The sequence below is a fragment of the Mesorhizobium sp. WSM4833 genome (assembly GCF_055811095.1).
In genome coordinates this window covers 89,071-105,419 of sequence record NZ_JBVVQG010000010.1, presented here as the reverse complement: position 1 = coordinate 105,419, position 16,349 = coordinate 89,071, and the positions used below count along the sequence as shown (strand labels likewise).

At 64.8% G+C, this 16,349-nt stretch carries 16 protein-coding genes; 1 reads left to right on the top strand and 15 read right to left on the bottom strand.

The window, feature by feature from the left end; translation table 11 throughout:
* Nucleotide 1: 1 nt before the first annotated feature.
* The 10 genes from AC0L2D_RS21200 to rsfS form a co-directional block, all read right to left on the bottom strand.
* On the bottom strand, nucleotides 2-1,258 hold the full coding sequence (locus tag AC0L2D_RS21200; RefSeq protein ID WP_013529082.1) for a D-amino acid dehydrogenase: 1,257 nt from the start codon (nucleotides 1,256-1,258) through the stop codon (nucleotides 2-4).
* A gap of 119 nt (nucleotides 1,259-1,377) precedes the next feature.
* Complete coding sequence (locus AC0L2D_RS21195) at nucleotides 1,378-1,920, bottom strand: GreA/GreB family elongation factor (RefSeq protein ID WP_024502885.1); 543 nt, start codon at nucleotides 1,918-1,920, stop codon at nucleotides 1,378-1,380.
* A 14-nt stretch (nucleotides 1,921-1,934) separates the two neighbouring features.
* Entirely contained in the window at nucleotides 1,935-2,357 is a 423-nt protein-coding gene (gene rnk, locus AC0L2D_RS21190; protein WP_473542255.1) for a nucleoside diphosphate kinase regulator, read from the bottom strand.
* Between the two features lie 274 nt (nucleotides 2,358-2,631).
* Entirely contained in the window at nucleotides 2,632-3,771 is a 1,140-nt protein-coding gene (gene alr, locus AC0L2D_RS21185; RefSeq protein ID WP_473542254.1) for an alanine racemase, read from the bottom strand.
* A gap of 102 nt (nucleotides 3,772-3,873) precedes the next feature.
* Nucleotides 3,874-4,395, bottom strand: a complete 522-nt coding sequence (locus tag AC0L2D_RS21180; RefSeq protein WP_013529078.1) for an RNA pyrophosphohydrolase — start codon at nucleotides 4,393-4,395, stop codon at nucleotides 3,874-3,876.
* Nucleotides 4,396-4,425: 30 nt separating this feature from the next.
* The gene (locus AC0L2D_RS21175) at nucleotides 4,426-5,604 is read right to left on the bottom strand and encodes a divergent polysaccharide deacetylase family protein (protein WP_063169215.1); all 1,179 of its coding nucleotides are present in this window, start codon (nucleotides 5,602-5,604) and stop codon (nucleotides 4,426-4,428) included.
* A 212-nt stretch (nucleotides 5,605-5,816) separates the two neighbouring features.
* The gene (locus tag AC0L2D_RS21170) at nucleotides 5,817-7,148 is read right to left on the bottom strand and encodes a S41 family peptidase (protein WP_024502881.1); all 1,332 of its coding nucleotides are present in this window, start codon (nucleotides 7,146-7,148) and stop codon (nucleotides 5,817-5,819) included.
* A complete protein-coding gene (locus AC0L2D_RS21165) occupies nucleotides 7,149-8,486 on the bottom strand; it encodes a murein hydrolase activator EnvC family protein (RefSeq protein ID WP_224618789.1) in 1,338 nt (445 codons plus the stop codon).
* Between the two features lie 124 nt (nucleotides 8,487-8,610).
* Entirely contained in the window at nucleotides 8,611-9,093 is a 483-nt protein-coding gene (gene rlmH / locus AC0L2D_RS21160; RefSeq protein ID WP_013529074.1) for a 23S rRNA (pseudouridine(1915)-N(3))-methyltransferase RlmH, read from the bottom strand.
* 27 nt (nucleotides 9,094-9,120) lie between these two features.
* Complete coding sequence (gene rsfS / locus AC0L2D_RS21155; RefSeq protein WP_013529073.1) at nucleotides 9,121-9,498, bottom strand: ribosome silencing factor; 378 nt, start codon at nucleotides 9,496-9,498, stop codon at nucleotides 9,121-9,123.
* A gap of 242 nt (nucleotides 9,499-9,740) precedes the next feature.
* Here rsfS and AC0L2D_RS21150 point away from each other — a divergent pair, with 242 nt between their 5' ends.
* Nucleotides 9,741-10,592, top strand: a complete 852-nt coding sequence (locus AC0L2D_RS21150) for a mechanosensitive ion channel family protein (RefSeq protein ID WP_013529072.1) — start codon at nucleotides 9,741-9,743, stop codon at nucleotides 10,590-10,592.
* Nucleotides 10,593-10,601: 9 nt separating this feature from the next.
* Here the strand turns inward: AC0L2D_RS21150 and AC0L2D_RS21145 are convergent, their stop codons facing one another.
* The 5 genes from AC0L2D_RS21145 to obgE all read right to left on the bottom strand — a co-directional run bounded on the left by AC0L2D_RS21145 (nucleotide 10,602) and on the right by obgE (nucleotide 16,221).
* A complete protein-coding gene (locus AC0L2D_RS21145; RefSeq protein ID WP_473542250.1) occupies nucleotides 10,602-11,885 on the bottom strand; it encodes an MFS transporter in 1,284 nt (427 codons plus the stop codon).
* 68 nt (nucleotides 11,886-11,953) lie between these two features.
* Nucleotides 11,954-12,541 carry a nicotinate-nucleotide adenylyltransferase gene (locus tag AC0L2D_RS21140; RefSeq protein WP_013529070.1) on the bottom strand — a complete coding sequence of 196 codons (588 nt, stop codon included), beginning with the start codon at nucleotides 12,539-12,541 and terminating at the stop codon, nucleotides 11,954-11,956.
* 163 nt (nucleotides 12,542-12,704) lie between these two features.
* Nucleotides 12,705-13,991, bottom strand: a complete 1,287-nt coding sequence (locus AC0L2D_RS21135; protein WP_473542248.1) for a glutamate-5-semialdehyde dehydrogenase — start codon at nucleotides 13,989-13,991, stop codon at nucleotides 12,705-12,707.
* Between the two features lie 3 nt (nucleotides 13,992-13,994).
* The gene (gene proB, locus AC0L2D_RS21130; protein WP_127368023.1) at nucleotides 13,995-15,185 is read right to left on the bottom strand and encodes a glutamate 5-kinase; all 1,191 of its coding nucleotides are present in this window, start codon (nucleotides 15,183-15,185) and stop codon (nucleotides 13,995-13,997) included.
* A gap of 4 nt (nucleotides 15,186-15,189) precedes the next feature.
* Nucleotides 15,190-16,221: a GTPase ObgE gene (gene obgE, locus AC0L2D_RS21125; RefSeq protein ID WP_013529067.1), complete on the bottom strand. Its 1,032-nt coding sequence runs from the start codon at nucleotides 16,219-16,221 to the stop codon at nucleotides 15,190-15,192.
* Between the last annotated feature and the right edge of the window lie 128 nt (nucleotides 16,222-16,349).

The following is a 16,349-nucleotide window of genomic DNA, read 5'->3' as shown; positions in this document are numbered from 1 at the left end:
TCTAGCGCAGATAGCGCTCCTGCGCGAGGTCGCGGACGTCGATGTCAGGCACCCGGTTGGAGATGATGTCGGCCAGCACCTTGCCCGAGCCGCAAGCCATGGTCCAGCCGAGCGTGCCGTGGCCGGTGTTGAGATAGAGATTGGAGAGCTCGGTGCGGCCGATCAGCGGCGGACCATCCGGCGTCATCGGCCGCAGCCCGCACCAGAACGTCGCGTCCCGCATCGCGCCGGCGCCAGGAAAGAGATCGCCGACCGAGTGTTCCAGCGTGCGCCGCCGCGATTCGTGCAGCCTGAGGTCGAAGCCGGAAATCTCGGCCGTACCGCCAACCCGGATGCGGTCGCCAAGCCGGGTGATCGCCACCTTGTAGGTCTCGTCCATCACCGTCGAGACCGGCGCCGCCGCCGCGTCCTTGATCGGCACGGTGATCGAATAGCCCTTGACCGGATAGACCGGGATCGGCCGCTTCACTCGGCGCATGAAACCCGCCGAATAACTGCCCAGCGCCATCACATAGGCGTCGGCGGTCTTCCAGCCCTTGCTGGTGCTGAGATTGGCAATGCGGTTGCGGCTGCGGATGACGCGCCAGATCGTCACGTCGTACTCGAACTTGACGCCGCGCGCCACGCAAAGCTCGGCCAGCCTGTCGGTGAACATCTTGCAGTCGCCGGTCTCGTCGTGCGGCAGCCTGAGGCCGCCGACGAACTTTTCGCGCACCCCGGCAAGGCCAGGCTCAGCCGCGATGCAACCGTCCTGGTCGAGGATCTCGTAAGGCACGCCATACTTCTTCAGCACCTCGACATCGCCGCCGGTGCCGTCAAGCTGCTTTTGCGTCCGGAACAGCTGCAGCGTGCCCTGGGTCCGCTCGTCATAGGCGATGCCGGTCGCTTCGCGCAGCGCCTTGAGCGTATCGCGGCTGTATTCGGCCAGCGGCACCATGCGCGCCTTGTTGATCGCATAGCGCTCGGCCGTGCAGTTGCGCAGCATCTTGATGAGCCATGTCCACATATGCGGATCGAAGGCCGGCCGCACCACCAGCGGGCCATGCTTCATCAGCAGCCATTTGATCGCCTTCAGCGGAATGCCGGGGCCGGCCCAGGGCGAGGCGTAGCCGGGCGAAATTTCGCCGGCATTGGCGAAGCTGGTTTCCAGCGCCGGGCCTTTCTGGCGGTCGAGAACCGTCACCTCGTGGCCGGCCTCGGCGAGAAAGTACGCCGTGGTCACTCCGATGACGCCGCCGCCCAGCACCATGATCTTCATCGTTCACTCCTTGCCGCGTCGCACGCCCTTGAGGACGCCTGGACGCGGCGCATTCCGATTTGCGCATGATCCCCGGCGAAAATCGATGCCGATTTTCGAGATCATGCAGTGTTGCCTGTTCACGCCGCCGCAGGACCGGGGTCGTCGTCCCCTGTCTGCCGCATTCCGGCCCTTTCGCCAAGGGGCCGCCAATCGGCTGCGGCGCTGTAGACGAGGGTGAGCCCATGCGGCCGTCGCGCCTCGGCCTGGGATTTCTCCCTAACGGCACGCCGCGCGGCCTCCGGCTGGTAGAGCACGGTCGCGATCAGGACCGACTCCCGCCTGCCGTCGGCCTGTTCGATCCATGCAGTCTGGCCCTCGGCCATGCCGAGCATGCAAAGCCCCCGCCTTGTCATGATCGACAGGCTGGAGCCGACCGGGCCGCGCACCTCGTTCTGCACCAGGGTCCGGGTCTGGGCGGGGCCGGCATCGACACGGAACACCAGCCTGCTGTTCAGCGTCACGATATCGGATCCGACCGAATCGATCGCGACGACCTCGGCCTTGGAAAGCTTGTCTTCAAGCATTGGAACAATCGGATCCGCGAAAGCCCGCCGACGCTCCAACATGATTTCGAGGACGGCGAAGTCCTTTGTCGTCAGCTGGAAATTCGCGCCTGTCATCGCCCTCTCCATGATCAAGACCCCTCCCGCCCGCAGGCCGGCGTATCGACCACTTCGATGGTCGCCGACAGTTCCCGGCCGCCACGGCTGCTCCAGCACACCGTCTGCCCAGCGGTCGCGCCGATGAGCGCCGTCCCCATCGGCGTCAGCACCGAGATCCTGTTTTCACTGATGTCTGCTTCGCCGGGATAGACCAGCGTGACGCGCTGGATGTTGCCGCCATCGTTGCGGATTGTCACCGCCGAGCCCATCCGCACGACATTGGCCGGCATGGAAGCCGCTGCCGTGACAACGGCACGGTCCATCTCCGAAAGCAATTCTTCGGCCGTCTCGGGCACGCGGTCGAGCGACGCCCGCGCCAGGCCCGTCAGCCTGAGATGGTCGGCATCGGTGACCAGAAGCCGACTCGGTGGACGCAATCCTGTTGCATGTTGCATGGCAAACCTCATGACTTGGCGCATCGAACAGACGCGCGCCTGCCGCCGCGCAAACGGTGGCTTGATGAAAAACCGGCAGCCGCGAAGCTGTCTGGCTCGGGAATGATAATGTCAGGTAGAAATGCCCCGGTTCGGACGGACGCCAAAAGGCGACCGCGCCGGGGCTACGATCCCGCGATCGGGCAGACCCTGAACAAGGTTCTGATATAAGCTGGGTTGCTCATGCATGGAGCCTTGCCGACAGGCGTCCGCTTGTCAAGCGCGGCCAAACCGCTCAACCGCCGACATAGCGCCGGTGGAAGCGCGGGCCGAGGCTGGTCAGGATCTCGTAGCCGATGGTGCCGGCATGGCCGGCAGCGTCATCGACGCTTTGCGAGGGACCGAGCAGTTCGACCAGATCACCCTCGCGCAGCCTGCCGGCCGGCAGGGCGGAAATGTCGAGAATGATCGAATCCATCGATACCCGCCCGACGAAAGGTAGCCGCACGCCCTCGAACCAGGCGGCGGACGCGGCGCGGCGTTGCCAGCCATCAGCGTAGCCGAACGAAATCGTCGCCAGCCTGAGCGGGCCTTGCGCATGATAGGTGTGGCCATAGCCGACGCCGGCGCCCTTTTCGACGCTGCGCGTCTGTGCCACCTTTGCCTGCAGCCGCACCACCGGCAGCATCGGATTGGACTTTGGCGGCGTCGGATTGATGCCGTAGAGGGCGGCACCGGGGCGGGCGAGATCGTAGTGAAAGGACGGCCCAAGAAAGATGCCGGAGGAATTGGCCAGCGACGCCGGCGCCTTCGGCAACATTGCGCGCAGCCGCTCGAACACCGACCGCTGCTTCTCATTGGCCGGATGCTCCGGCTCGTCGGCGCAGGCCAGATGGCTCATCACGTAACGGATGTCGATGCCGTCGAAAGCCTGCGGATCGGCGGCGATGCGATCCACATCCCGAGGCGCCATGCCGAGCCGCGACATGCCGCTGTCGACCTGGACCGCGGCCGGCAGTTTTCGGCCGGCGCGGCGGGCCGCAGCACGCCAGGCTGCCAGTTGCTCGTGGCTGTTGATAACAGCGCAAAGGTTTGCTGCCACAGCGTCCGGCTCGGCACCGGGCGGAATGCCGTTCAACACGAAAATGGCAGGGTCCGCCCCAAGCGAGCGGCGCAGGGCGACGCCTTCGCCCAGAAGCGCAACGAAGAAGATATCGCAGCCTTCGCGCAGCAGTGCCGCCCCGACCTGGCCGGCGCCAAGGCCGTAGCCGTCCGCCTTGAGCACACCAGCGCAGGCAACATCGCCCAACCGCGTCTTCAGCCGGCGGTAGTTTTCACGGATTGCACCGAGATCGATGGTGAGGATGGCCCCAGCCGCCACTTCGCTTGTGGCGGTGACCTCTTCTGGCGGCGATTTTTGGGGGGCGTCGTTCATGGCGACCGTTCTTGTGGTGGATGGGTTAGTCAGTAGTCAGTAGTCAGTAGAAATTGGCGCGGACCGCAACAGAACATTCAACCCTACTCCCCTACTCCCCTACTATCGCACCAGATGCCGGAACGCCGCCACCACATCCTCATAGACATGGCGCTTGAACGGCACGATCAGGTCGGGAAGGTCCTGCATCGGCCGCCATGCCCATTTGTCGAACTCGGCGGTGTGGCCACCCGGCGGCGGATTGATCTGGATCTCGCTGACATCGCCGTGGAAGCGAAAGGCGAACCATTTCTGCGTCTGGCCGCGATACCGGCCCTTGAAGGCGATGCCGACGAGATGCTCCGGCAAATCATAGTTGATCCAGTCCGGCGCCTCGGCCAGTAGCGAGACGCCGCGCATGCCGGTCTCCTCATAGAGCTCGCGCTCGGCCGCCTGCAGGGGCTCCTCGCCCTCGTCGATGCCGCCTTGTGGCATCTGCCAGAGCTGCGTCGTGCCGGCAAATTCGCTGTCCGGTTCGGCAATGCGGTGCCCGACCCAGACCAGGCCCTCGGCATTGAGGATCATCAGCCCGACGCAGGGTCGGTAAGGCAGCGTTTCGCGGTCGATTTTGTTCGTCTTTGGCATCAGTCACTCTTTCCAGCCGTCTTCCGAGGGCTAGCCTTTTTGCGGATCGATAGCCACCGCTGAAATCGGCACGATCTCGATGCCGCGCTTCTTGGCCTCGACCACCCAGGATGACACGGTATCGACCGTCAGGTCGAAGGCCGAACCGATGCCGACGGCAGTGCCTTTGGCCCGCGCGGTCGCCTCCAGGCTGTCGAGCTTCTTCAGGATTTCGCCGCGATCCTGCACGGCATCGATCGCCATGTCGCCGGCGACGAAGGGCACGCCGTCCTTCAGCGCCAGATCCGGCGCCAGACTGCGCGCCGACGAGCCGTCATCGATATAGGCGAGGCCGCGTTTGCCGAGCTCGGCGATGAACGGCTCCATCGCCGCCGCGTCAGCGGAAAAGCGGGCGCCCATATAGTTCATGACGCCGGTATAGTTGGTCGTCCGCGACAGCGCCCAGTGCAGGCTCTTCAGGTTCTCGTCCGCGCTCGCCGCCACCGTCAGCGTGTTGCGTCCCGGATTGACCTTGGGATAATCGAACGGTTCGAGCGGCACCTGCATGACGATCTCGTGGCCGCTCTGCCTGGCTGCCTGCATCCAGCGGCCGATGCTGTTGCCTTGCGGTGCGAAGGCCAGCGTCACTTCCGCCGGCAGCTTGGCGATGGCCGCCTGGGTGCCGGTCTGCGAAACCGAAAGCCCGCCGATGACGATCGCCACCCGTGCGCCGCGCCCGCCCGACCAGGGCCGCGCATAGACGTCGAATGGCCGCCTGCCATCGGCGGCGCGCACCGGCAACGGCCCGGTCTCGCTGGCCTCGATCAGCGCCTTGTCTGGAATATGCGCGACCTTCAGGTTCTGGCCGACGGTCGACGGGTCGCGAATGACGATCGCTGCCTTGGGCGGCCCATCGCCCTCCTCCGTCTGCACATGGATGATCTGCGGCCCACCTGATTTGACCGGCGCCTCCGGCTTCGGTGCCGCCGGGGCCAATGCAGGCGGCGCGGCGGCAGGTTCGGCCGCCGCGGTCACTTTCGGCGTTGAAACGGCAACCTGTTGCGGCTTACGAAACGGCTTTTCCCTGAGCGCGATCGCGCCGGAGATGCCTGCCACCACCAGCACGGCCACTGTCGCCATGATCGCACCGCCGCTGAGCTTGCCGGCGGCGCGCGGCGGCCGGACTGCCTGTCCGAGCGGGCGTTCGATGTCCTTGCCGATATCAGTCAAGCGTAATCCCCGGGCGCATGGCTCCGAAGGCGAAGCCACTTCGAAACGGCATGCGCGAATTCATCAATCCCGGCGCACCCCCGCGCCATGCCTTGGGAGCTTTGCCTCGCCCCCGAATCAAACTGCCGGAACCTTTCGGTCCCGGCAGCATCGCATTGCTTCCATCATGCTCAAACAGAAAGATGGAGCGGCGCGTGCGCCGCTCCAGATGCTTACTGGTTGAGAACCGCCTTTTGCGGATTGGGCGGGAAGGACGGATCGGTCTTCTGGCCGCGCAGCAGCTGCTCGGCATAGATGAGCTGCAGATCGTCCTTCGGATCCGGTGGCACATAGGCCGCAGAGCCCGAACCCGTCGTGCTCTCGTCGGCGCCCTTGATATGGCCCTTGAGATCGGATTCGCCACGCGTCAGATCCCTGCCCTGCAGTTCCGGCGGCAGTGGCTGTTCGACCTTGATGTCGGGCGTGATGCCCTTGCCCTGGATCGACTTGCCGGACGGCGTATAATAGAGCGCCGTCGTCAGCCTGAGCGCACCATTCTCGCCGAGCGGAATGATGGTCTGCACCGAACCCTTGCCGAAGGACTGCGTGCCGACCACCGTGACGCGGCGCAGGTCCTGCAGCGCGCCGGCGACGATTTCCGAGGCACTGGCCGAACCGCCATTGACCAGGACGATCATCGGCTTGCCGTTGATGTCGTCGACCTGCTTGGGCTTGGCGTCGAAGCGGGTGACGTCCTTGGGGTCGCGGCCGCGCGTCGAGACGATCTCGCCGCGGTTGAGGAAGGCATCGGACACGCTCACCGCCTGGTCGAGCAGGCCACCCGGATTGAGGCGGAGATCCAGAACGTAGCCCTTCAGCTTGTCGTCGGGAATCTGCTTCTTGATGGTGTCGATGGCGTTCTCGAGGTCGTCGTAGGTCTTTTCGGTGAAGGAGGTGATCTTCATGTAGCCGATGTCGTTCTCGACCCGGAACTTGACCGCCTTGACCTTGATGATGTCGCGCACGACCGTCAGTTCGATCGGCTTGTCGGCGCCCTGGCGCAGGATGGTCAGCTTGATCGGCGTGTTGACCAGGCCGCGCATCTTGTCGACCGCATCGTTGAGGGTCAGGCCGCGAACCTCTTCGCCGTCGATCTTGGCGATGTAGTCGCCGGCCAGCACGCCTGCCTTGGCGGCCGGCGTGTCGTCGATCGGCGTGATCACCTTGACCAGATCGTTCTCCATGGTGACTTCGATGCCGAGGCCGCCGAACTCGCCTTTGGTCTGGACGCGCATATCCTGCGCCTGCTCGGCATTCATGTAGGAGGAGTGCGGGTCAAGCGAAGCCAGCATGCCGTTGATGGCATTCTCGACCAGCGACTTGTCGTCGGGCGGCGTCACATACTGTGCCCGCACGCGCTCGAAGATATCGCCGAAGATCGCCAGTTGCTTGTAGGTCTCCGACCCTGCAGCGTTCGCCGCCGAGCCGGGTGCGCCATAGACCAGGCTCATGGCGGACGCGCCCATCAGCGCACCGGCAAACAGAAGCGACAGTTTCCGCATTATTCACGTCCTTCCAGAAAAACGGTCCGCCCACCATGGGGCCGGATCGACGGGTTTTCCATCCTTGCGGAACTCGACATAGAGTTCCGGCGTGGCATTTCCATTCTTCGAAACCGAGGTGCTCGCCACCCGGGCCTCTCCCATCGCACCGATCGGCTCTCCTGCAAGCACTGATTGACCGGTCGCGACGCTGATTCTGCTCATCCCCGCCAAAACGACATGATAGCCGTCGCCTGCGTTCAGGATCAAGAGTTGACCATAAGAGCGAAACGGCCCCGCATAAAGCACATTTCCATCCGCCGGCGCGGTAACGATGGCTCCCGATTGTGTCGCAACCATGTCGCCTAGCATCACCGCGCCGTTACCGTCGTCGGCGCCGAATCGCCGCTTGATGCGGCCGGTCACCGGCAGTGCGATCTGTCCCTGCAGCGCCGAAAAGGGCACCGCGGCGGCAAGTTGGTTGCTTTCCGGAACGGGCAGCGACGCCAGTTCCGCCGTCGCGGATGTCTTGTCGCCATCCGCCGTCTTCTGCTCAGCGGCCTTGGCGGCATCGGCGGCCTTGCGGCTCTTGTCGGCCTGCGCTTCGAGCGAGGCGATCAACTCTTTCAGGCTGCCGGCCTTGGCCGCCAGCGCTTCGGATCGCTGCTTTTCCGCGGCCATTTGCGTTTGCGTGTCGGCTTCGAGCTTCTGCTTGGCCTCCAGCAGCATGCCGAGCCGCTTCTTTTCCGCCGTCTGGTCGCCGACCGCCGCCGTCAGCCGCGCCCGTTCGGCCTCGATCGACGCCGTAATCCTGGTCTGTTCCTTGAGATCGGCAAGCAGGCTATCGGTCTGCTGGCGCAGTTCCGGCACCACCGCGCCGAGCAGGATGGCGCTGCGCACCGACGACAGCGCGTCCTCGGGCTTGACCAGGATCGCCGGCGGCGGGTTGAGGCCCATGCGCTGCAGCGCGCCCAGCACTTCGGCCAGAACGTCGCGCCGCGCCATCAGCGAGGCGCGGATCTTCTGTTCCTGGCCCTTCAACCCTTCCAGCCTGGCGCCGATGTCCTCGATGTCCTGGCCGAGCTTCTGCTCGGTCATCGCCGACTGGATCAATGCGGCGGTGATCGAGGCGTGATCCTTCTTGATCGTCGCGATGTCGGCGGAGAGCTTGGCCAATCGTTCCGACGACAGCGAGATCTCCTTCGAGACCCGTTCGTATTCGGCCCGGCTCTGGTCCGGATCGGGAGCCATGTCGAGCGTGTTTTCCGCCCGCCCCACATGCAGCGACAGCACAAGCACCGCCGCCGCGATGCCGCAGCGCGCGCGCCATGAGCCCGTTCTTGATTTTCTGTCTTCAGACATTGAAGCCCGACTCTATGCGTGGCTTCGTTAACGAACAATCAACCATGTTCGAAACCGCCCACTCGATGCAATGTTACGTTGGCATTGGGGCGGAAATCCGGGTGTGTCGCACCAATTCACCGGCTTACGAGCGATGGTAGGGATGTCCCGAAAGGATGGTGGCCACACGATAAAGCTGCTCTCCCAGCATCACGCGCACCAGTTGATGCGGCCATGTCAGCAATCCGAACGACATCACCAGTTCGGCCTGGTCGCGCAGCGACTGATCGTGGCCGTCGGCGCCGCCGATGGCGATGATCAGCGCCTTGCGGCCACCGTCACGCAACAGGCCGAGGCGCCCGGCGAAATCTTCCGAGGAAAAGCTTTTGCCGCGTTCGTCGAGCAGGATCAGGGCGGTGCCGGGCTGCAACTGCGTCTGCAGTTTCTGGCCTTCCTCACGCCGGCGCTCGTTGGCAGTCTGGCCGCGCCCCTCGGCTATTTCGGCAATGCCGCCAAATTCAAGCCCCACCGCCGGGCCGCTCTTGGCGAAGCGCTCGAAATAGCGGTCGGCCAGCAGCTTCTCGGGGCCGGCTTTCATCCGGCCCACGGCATGAACTGATATCTTCATCCTTGCCTTGTAAGCCGCGCGAACGACTTAGTGGAGCGTTTCTTCCTCGAGGTCCGGCGCCTGCCACATCTTTTCGAGATTGTAGAATTCGCGGACTTCGGGGCGGAAGACATGGACGATGATGTCGCCAGAATCGATCAGGACCCAGTCGGCGCCGGACAGCCCCTCGACGCGCGCGGTGCCGAGACCGGCATCCTTGATCGCTTTGAGAAGATGATCGGCGACAGCCGCGACATGACGGTGCGATCGGCCCGAAGCGACGACCATATAGTCGCCGAGGCTCGATTTCCCCTGGATGTCGATGGAGACAATGTTTTCGGCCTTGGAGTCTTCCAGACTGGCAAGGACTGTCTTGATGGCGCGGGACACGGCGTCGTCTACGCTGATCCTGGCCGGCGAAGGCATGATGTCGGCCTTCTTCCGCAGTGCTGTTCTCAGTGTATTTCCTTTCGCAGCAAGAACAACCAAATCACCCCTTGAAGCAGGTGACACCACTTAGATAGGCAGAGTTCCCTGACAGTTTCAAGACGGGACCCTGCCTCGCACGAACGTATTGTCGCTCCTGTGGTTCCGCCGCACACCGGAAAAGATCGGAACCCTCGCCGTCGGCATGGGTTATCGGCTCACCGACCAACCGGATTTCCCCCATGCCGATCGACCCGCAAAACGCCTTCCTCAGCGTCCAGGCTGGCCTCGCCCAACTGAGCACGCTGATTGTTTCCTACTCCTTCTCGGCCATCGGTGCCGTTATCCTCTTGATCGTCGGTTATATCGTCGCCGGCCTTGCCGAACGTTCGATCTTCGCCGGTCTCGGCCATATCCATGGTTTCGACGCGACGTTGCGGCATTTCTTCTCCAAGATCGTCCGCTATGCCATCCTGATCCTCGTCACCATCATGGTGCTCGGCCAGTTCGGCGTGCAGACGGCCTCGATCATTGCCGCGATCGGTGCCATTGGCCTCGCCATCGGCCTGGCGTTGCAAGGCACGCTGCAGAACATCGCGGCCGGCATCATGCTTCTGGCACTGCGGCCGTTTCGCATCGGCGAGTCCGTCGAGGTCGGTTCGATTGCCGGTACGATCGAGGAGATCGGCCTGTTCGCAACCAAGCTCAGGACGGCCGACGGGGTCTACATATTGGCGCCCAACTCGACGCTGTGGAACCAGCCGGTGCGCAACTTTTCGCGCAATGGCGTGCGCCGCAGCGACATCACGCTGAGCATCGGCTCCTGGAACGACATCGACCGCGCTCAAAAGACATTGCTTGCCATTGCCGCCGCCGAACGGCGGGTCAAGCGTGAGCCGGCACCGATCGCTTTCGTCGCGACATTGGGCGACAGCACCGTTTCGATTGCCTTGCGCTACTGGACATCGTCGGCGGACTTCTTCGCCACCCAGACCGATCTCACCAAGCGCGCCAAACAGGAATTCGATAGCGAAGGCATATCGATCCCGCTGCCGCCACCGGAAGCCCCGTCGCCGGAAGCCCGTCGACAATAGTCGGGTGGCTCAGTGCCGGCCCTCATCGTCCGGTGCGAAGGCGAGTTCGACCGGTAACGGCGCCTGCGCCGTCATCGGTGCGAAACTGCCGGTTTCGCCGACCGGGACCGCACGCGTCGTGAACACACGCAAAAGCACGAACAGGCAGAAGGCTGCGGCGATGAGAACAGCCACATAGATGAAAGCCTGCGTTCCGAAGACGGCCGACAGCGCCGTCACGATGCCGGGCACGACGAAGCCCGACAGCGACCAGGCAAACAAAAGCGAACTGGACAGCGCCACCATGTCGTCCTTGCCGGCGCGGTCGGCGGCGTGCGCACTGGCCAGCGAATAGATCGATTCCGAAGCGCCGTCCCACACGATATAGATCACAACCAACGCGGTCAGCGCGCCGCCATCGAACCCGAGTGCAAACAGGCCGGCGACCATGGCGAGCGCGGATGCGGCGATCAGCACATAGCGGCGGTCGGTTCGGTCGGAAATCCAGCCAAGCGGGATCTGCAGGATCAGCGTGCCGAGAGGCATCGCCGAAAGCAGCAGCGCCACGTCGGCCTGGCTGTAGCCCTTGGCCGTGGCGTGGATCGGCGCGAAGCCCGCAATCGACATGGACAGGCCGCCGACGGCAAGCATGCCGGCGACGCCGACCGGTGAAACCCGCCAGGCACGGCGCAGCGCCACCGAGGCCGCCTGCGGCGCCGGCGGCTGGGCAAGTTTGGTCATCCCGACAGGGAGGATCGACAGCGCGGTGAAGACGATGCCGATCAGCGGCGCATCCGCTGTCCTGATATCGACCAGCGCTAGCGTCGCGTAGCCGACGCCGAGCCCGGCGACATAGGCAACGTAGAAGAAAGCCATCACCCGGCCGCGGATGGCGTTGGCAACCGCATCGTTCAGCCAGCTCTGCGCGACGATGAACAGGCCGCATATGGCAAAGCCGTAGAGCGCGCGGGCGGCTATCCACAGCAGCGGAAGGACCCCGGCGCCGACAGCGGCGTTGGCCAGCGCGATCAGCGCCGACAGCACCATGAAGGCGCGGGCATGGCCGACCCTTCGCACCAGCGGTCCGGTCAAGATGCAGCCGGCGAGCCCGCCGGCCGAAAGCCCGGTGATGATCAGCCCGGCCCAGGTCGGATCGAAACCCTCGGCGCCAAGCCGGACCGGGATGTAGGCAAACATCAGCCCGTTGCCGACGGCAATCAGCGCCATCGACACGATGACGCTGGCAATCGCGATCAGCGGCGTGGGCTCGGCGCCCTGCTCGGCTTCGCTGCGGTTTTTCCTGGGAATCGACATGCCTGCTCAGGATTGCCCATGGAACGGGCAAAGGAAGCGATAAAAGCGACATGGCCGGGCGGCCGGGCTCACCCCTTCGCCAGCTTGCGGATCGCGCTCGATGACAGCGACGAGCGCGGGCCGTGAATGAAGGTCCAGGCCGGCGCCTTCATGCGGGCAAGCCGCGGCGCATCGCCCTCGTCGATGCGGGCATAGTCGAAGGTCTTGGCGACGACCGAGGACAGGAACGACAGCGTCGCGCCCGGGCGGTCGATGACGGCGATCGGGAAGGTCATGACGATCTCGCGCCAGCGCTGCCAGCGATGGAAATCGCGCAGGCTGTCGGCACCCATGATCCAGACGAAATCGACACCGGGGTTGCGCGCCTTGACCAGCGCCAGCGTATCGGCGGTGTAGCGGACGTGATGGGCGGCTTCGAAAGCGGTGACCTTGATCTTCGGGTTCTTGGCGATCTGTTCCGACAGCTGCAGCCGTTCGCCCAGCGGCGCCAACTCCCTGGTGTTCTTCAGCGGATTGCCCGGCGTCACCATCCACCACAACTGGTCGAGCGCCAGGCGTCTGAGCGCGATCTCGGCGACCAGCGCATGGCCGGCATGCGGCGGATTGAACGAACCGCCGAACAGGCCAACGGCAAGGCCTTTCTCGGCGTGCGGCATTTTGAGATAGTGGGAGGGGATAGCCTCCTTACCCTCCCCCTTGTGGGGAGGGTCGATCCGCGAAGCGGAGCGGGGTGGGGGTATCGCGGAATTCAGCGTCGTCCCCCCACCCGGCTCGCTATGCTCGCCACCCTCCCCACAAGGGGGAGGGTAAGACCAGCGCTCAAGGTCTCACCTGTCCCGACCCGCGCACACGGTATTTGAACGACGTCAGCTGCTCGACGCCCACCGGTCCGCGCGCATGCATCTTGCCGGTGGCGATGCCGATCTCGGCGCCCATGCCGAATTCGCCGCCGTCGGCGAACTGCGTCGATGCGTTGTGCAGCAGGATCGCCGAATCGATCTCGTTGAAAAACCGCTCGACGGCTCGCGCATCCTCGGCGACGATCGCCTCGGTGTGATGCGAGGAAAACGTCTCGATATGCTCGATCGCACCACCGATACCGTCGACCAGTTTTACCGCGATGATGGCATCGAGATATTCTGTCACCCAATCGGCATCGGTCGCCGGCTTGGCGTCGAAAAACACTTTCAGCACCTCGGCATCGGCATGGATTTCGCAGCCGGCGGCGCGAAGTGCATCAAGGATCGGCACCAGATGCGTGGAGGCAACCGCCCGGTCGACCAGCAGCGTCTCTGCGGCACCGCAGACGCCGGTGCGCCGCATCTTGGCGTTGACGGCGATCCGCACCGCCATTTCGAGATCGGCCGAACGGTCGATGTAGAGATGGCAGATGCCTTCGAGATGCGCGAAGACCGGGACCCGCGCCTCGGCCTGCACCCGTCCGACCAGGCTTTTGCCGCCGCGCGGGATAATGACGTCGAGGTTGCCGCCCAACCCCTTCAGCATCTCGCCGACGGCGGCGCGGTCGGTGGTCGGCACCAGCTGGATGGCATCCTCCGGCAGGCCCGCTTGCTTCAGCCCTTCGACCAGGCAGGCGTGGATGGCGGCCGAGGAATTGAGCGAATCCGAACCGCCGCGCAGGATCACCGGATTGCCGGCCTTGAGGCACAGCGCGCCGGCATCGGCGGTGACGTTCGGGCGGCTCTCATAGATGACGCCGACGACGCCGAGCGGCGTGCGCACGCGCTCGATATGCAGACCGTTCGGCCGGTCCCACTGCGCGATCACGTCGCCAACCGGATCCCGCAGCGCGGCGATTTCGCGGATGCCGTCGGCCATGGCGCGGATGCGCGCCGGATCGAGCTTCAGCCGGTCCATGAAGGAGGTGGAAAGCCCGGATTCATGACCATTCGAAACATCGATGGCGTTGGCGTCGAGAATGTCCTGCTCACGGGCCACGATCGCCTCGGCCATGGCCAGCAGTGCGGCGTTCTTGGCGGCGGTCGTGGCAATGGCCAGCGGCCGGGCGGCAGCCCGGGCGCGCCGGCCGATATCGGCCATCAGCGCGACAGTGTCATCCCCGGATTTTTCATGCAGTTTCAGCATGGCTCATCCTCCGCTTACATCGCCACCAACCGTGACTTGGTCACCGGCCCCTGTTTGGTCGCCGGCCCGTACTTGGTCACCCGAATGGCTCACCACAAGGTCGTCGCGGTGGATCATCGCCGAACGCGCCTCGTAGCCGAGCACGGTTTCGATCTCGGCCGTCTTCAGGCCCGCGATCCTTACGGCATCGGCGGCATCATAGGCAACCAGCCCGCGCGCGATCTCGCGGCCCTCGGGCGACAGGATCGCCACCGTGTCGCCGCGCGAGAAATTGCCGCTGACCAGCTTGACGCCGGCCGGCAGCAACGATTTGCCCGACAGCAGCGCGCCGATGGCGCCGGCATCGACCGTAAGCCGGCCGGCCGGCTCGAGCTGGCCGGCGATCCAGGTTTTGTAGCCCTTGACCGGGTTGCTGCTCGGCCGAAAGAAAGTAGCGCGCTCGCCGCGTTCGATCGCCATCAGCGGCGACAGCCGAGTGCCCGACGTGATGATCATCGCAGTGCCGGCGGCGGTGGCGATCTTGCCGGCATCGAGCTTCGTGCGCATGCCGCCGCGCGACAGCTCGGAAGCGGCCGCACCCGCCATCGCCTCGATATCAGGCGTGATGCGGTCGACCACCGGAATGAATTTGGCGTTGGGGTCGCGCGCCGGCGGCGCGGTGTAGAGCCCGTCGATGTCGGAAAGCAGCACCAAAAGATCGGCGCCCATCATGGTGGCGACGCGGGCCGCCAGCCGGTCATTGTCGCCGTAGCGGATTTCGGAAGTCGCCACCGTGTCGTTCTCGTTGATGACCGGCACTGCCTTCATCTTCAAGAGTGTCGAGATCGTCGCCCGCGCGTTGAGATAGCGGCGGCGCTCCTCGGTGTCGCCGAGCGTCAGCAGGATCTGGCCCGATTTCAGGCTGCCCTTGCCGAGCGCGTCCGACCAGGCGCCGGCCAGCGCGATCTGTCCCACGGCTGCCGCCGCCTGGCTCTCCTCCAGTTTCAGGGCTCGCTTGCCGAGGCCAAGGATGGTGCGGCCAAGCGCGATGGCGCCGGACGACACGACGAGGATTTCAGCGCCGCCCTGGGCCAGCCCGGCAATGTCGTCGGCGAGCGAAGCCAGCCAGTCGCGCTTCAGGCCCGTCGTGCGGTCGACGAGCAGCGCCGAGCCGATCTTGACGGTGATGCGCCGATATTTTCTCAGCGACTGCATGACCCTATTTGTCCCAGCGCGTCTCGACCGGCGCCGCGATCTGCGCGCGCGCCTCAGCAATCACCGCCATCAGCGCCCGCTGCACCGCCTCGACGCCCTCGCCGGTGACCGCCGACAACAGCATCGGCGCGCGGCCGGCAGCGCGTTTCAGCGAGGCGACCTTCTTCTTGCGCGCATCGGCGTCGAGCGTGTCGACCTGGGAAAGCGCCAGGATCTCGACCTTGTCGGTGAGGCCATGGCCATAGGCGTCGAGCTCGGCTCGCACGGTCTTGTAGGCCTTGCCCGGATTTTCCTCCTGCGCCGAAACCAGATGCAGCAGCACACGCGTGCGCTCGACGTGGCCAAGGAAGCGATCGCCGATGCCGACGCCCTCATGCGCGCCTTCGATGAGGCCCGGAATGTCGGCGATGACGAATTCGCGCGCGTCGATGCGGGCAACGCCGAGGCCGGGATGCAGCGTCGTGAACGGATAGTCGGCGATCTTCGGCTTGGCTGCGGTGACCGCCGCCAGGAATGTCGACTTGCCGGCATTGGGCAGCCCGACCAGCCCGGCATCGGCGATCAGCTTCAGCCGCAGCCAGATGTTGAGCTCTTGCCCCGGCAGGCCGGGATTGGCGCGGCGCGGCGCCTGGTTCGTCGAGGTCTTGAAATGCTGGTTGCCGAAACCGCCATTGCCGCCCTTGGCCAGCAGAAAGCGCTGTCCGACCACGGTCAGGTCGCAGATCAGCGTCTCGTTGTCTTCTTCGAACACCTGCGTTCCGGCAGGCACTTTCAGCGTGACGTCGGCGCCCTTGGCGCCGGTCATGTTGCGGCCCATGCCGTGGACGCCGGTCTTGGCCTTGAAATGCTGCTGATAGCGGTAGTCGATCAGCGTGTTCAGCCCGTCGACCGCCTCCAGCCAGACATCGCCGCCGCGGCCGCCGTCGCCGCCATCCGGCCCGCCGAACTCGATGAATTTTTCGCGCCGGAACGACACCGAACCGGCGCCGCCGTCACCGGAGCGGATGTATACCTTGGCTTGATCGAGAAATTTCATGAGATTGTACAGTTTCTACTAGTGGCTTTGCGGCATTGCTCTAAACCTTGGCCCTTGCTCTAAACCAAGGCGCGGCGAAGGGCGAGGCCGTTTTGTGACAATGGCCATGTGGGGTTGGCCGGAGAGAC

Bases quoted from the DNA above. Each gene is read 5' to 3' on its own strand.
- AC0L2D_RS21200 (WP_013529082.1), bottom strand. From the start codon at position 1,258: ATGAAGATCATGGTGCTGGGCGGCGGCGTCATCGGAGTGACCACGGCG.
- AC0L2D_RS21195 (WP_024502885.1), bottom strand. From the start codon at position 1,920: ATGACAGGCGCGAATTTCCAGCTGACGACAAAGGACTTCGCCGTCCTC.
- rnk (WP_473542255.1), bottom strand. From the start codon at position 2,357: ATGCAACATGCAACAGGATTGCGTCCACCGAGTCGGCTTCTGGTCACC.
- alr (WP_473542254.1), bottom strand. From the start codon at position 3,771: ATGAACGACGCCCCCCAAAAATCGCCGCCAGAAGAGGTCACCGCCACA.
- AC0L2D_RS21180 (WP_013529078.1), bottom strand. From the start codon at position 4,395: ATGCCAAAGACGAACAAAATCGACCGCGAAACGCTGCCTTACCGACCC.
- AC0L2D_RS21165 (WP_224618789.1), bottom strand. From the start codon at position 8,486: ATGTCTGAAGACAGAAAATCAAGAACGGGCTCATGGCGCGCGCGCTGC.
- rlmH (WP_013529074.1), bottom strand. From the start codon at position 9,093: ATGAAGATATCAGTTCATGCCGTGGGCCGGATGAAAGCCGGCCCCGAG.
- rsfS (WP_013529073.1), bottom strand. From the start codon at position 9,498: ATGCCTTCGCCGGCCAGGATCAGCGTAGACGACGCCGTGTCCCGCGCC.
- AC0L2D_RS21150 (WP_013529072.1), top strand. From the start codon at position 9,741: ATGCCGATCGACCCGCAAAACGCCTTCCTCAGCGTCCAGGCTGGCCTC.
- AC0L2D_RS21145 (WP_473542250.1), bottom strand. From the start codon at position 11,885: ATGTCGATTCCCAGGAAAAACCGCAGCGAAGCCGAGCAGGGCGCCGAG.
- AC0L2D_RS21140 (WP_013529070.1), bottom strand. From the start codon at position 12,541: ATGCCGCACGCCGAGAAAGGCCTTGCCGTTGGCCTGTTCGGCGGTTCG.
- AC0L2D_RS21135 (WP_473542248.1), bottom strand. From the start codon at position 13,991: ATGCTGAAACTGCATGAAAAATCCGGGGATGACACTGTCGCGCTGATG.
- proB (WP_127368023.1), bottom strand. From the start codon at position 15,185: ATGCAGTCGCTGAGAAAATATCGGCGCATCACCGTCAAGATCGGCTCG.
- obgE (WP_013529067.1), bottom strand. From the start codon at position 16,221: ATGAAATTTCTCGATCAAGCCAAGGTATACATCCGCTCCGGTGACGGC.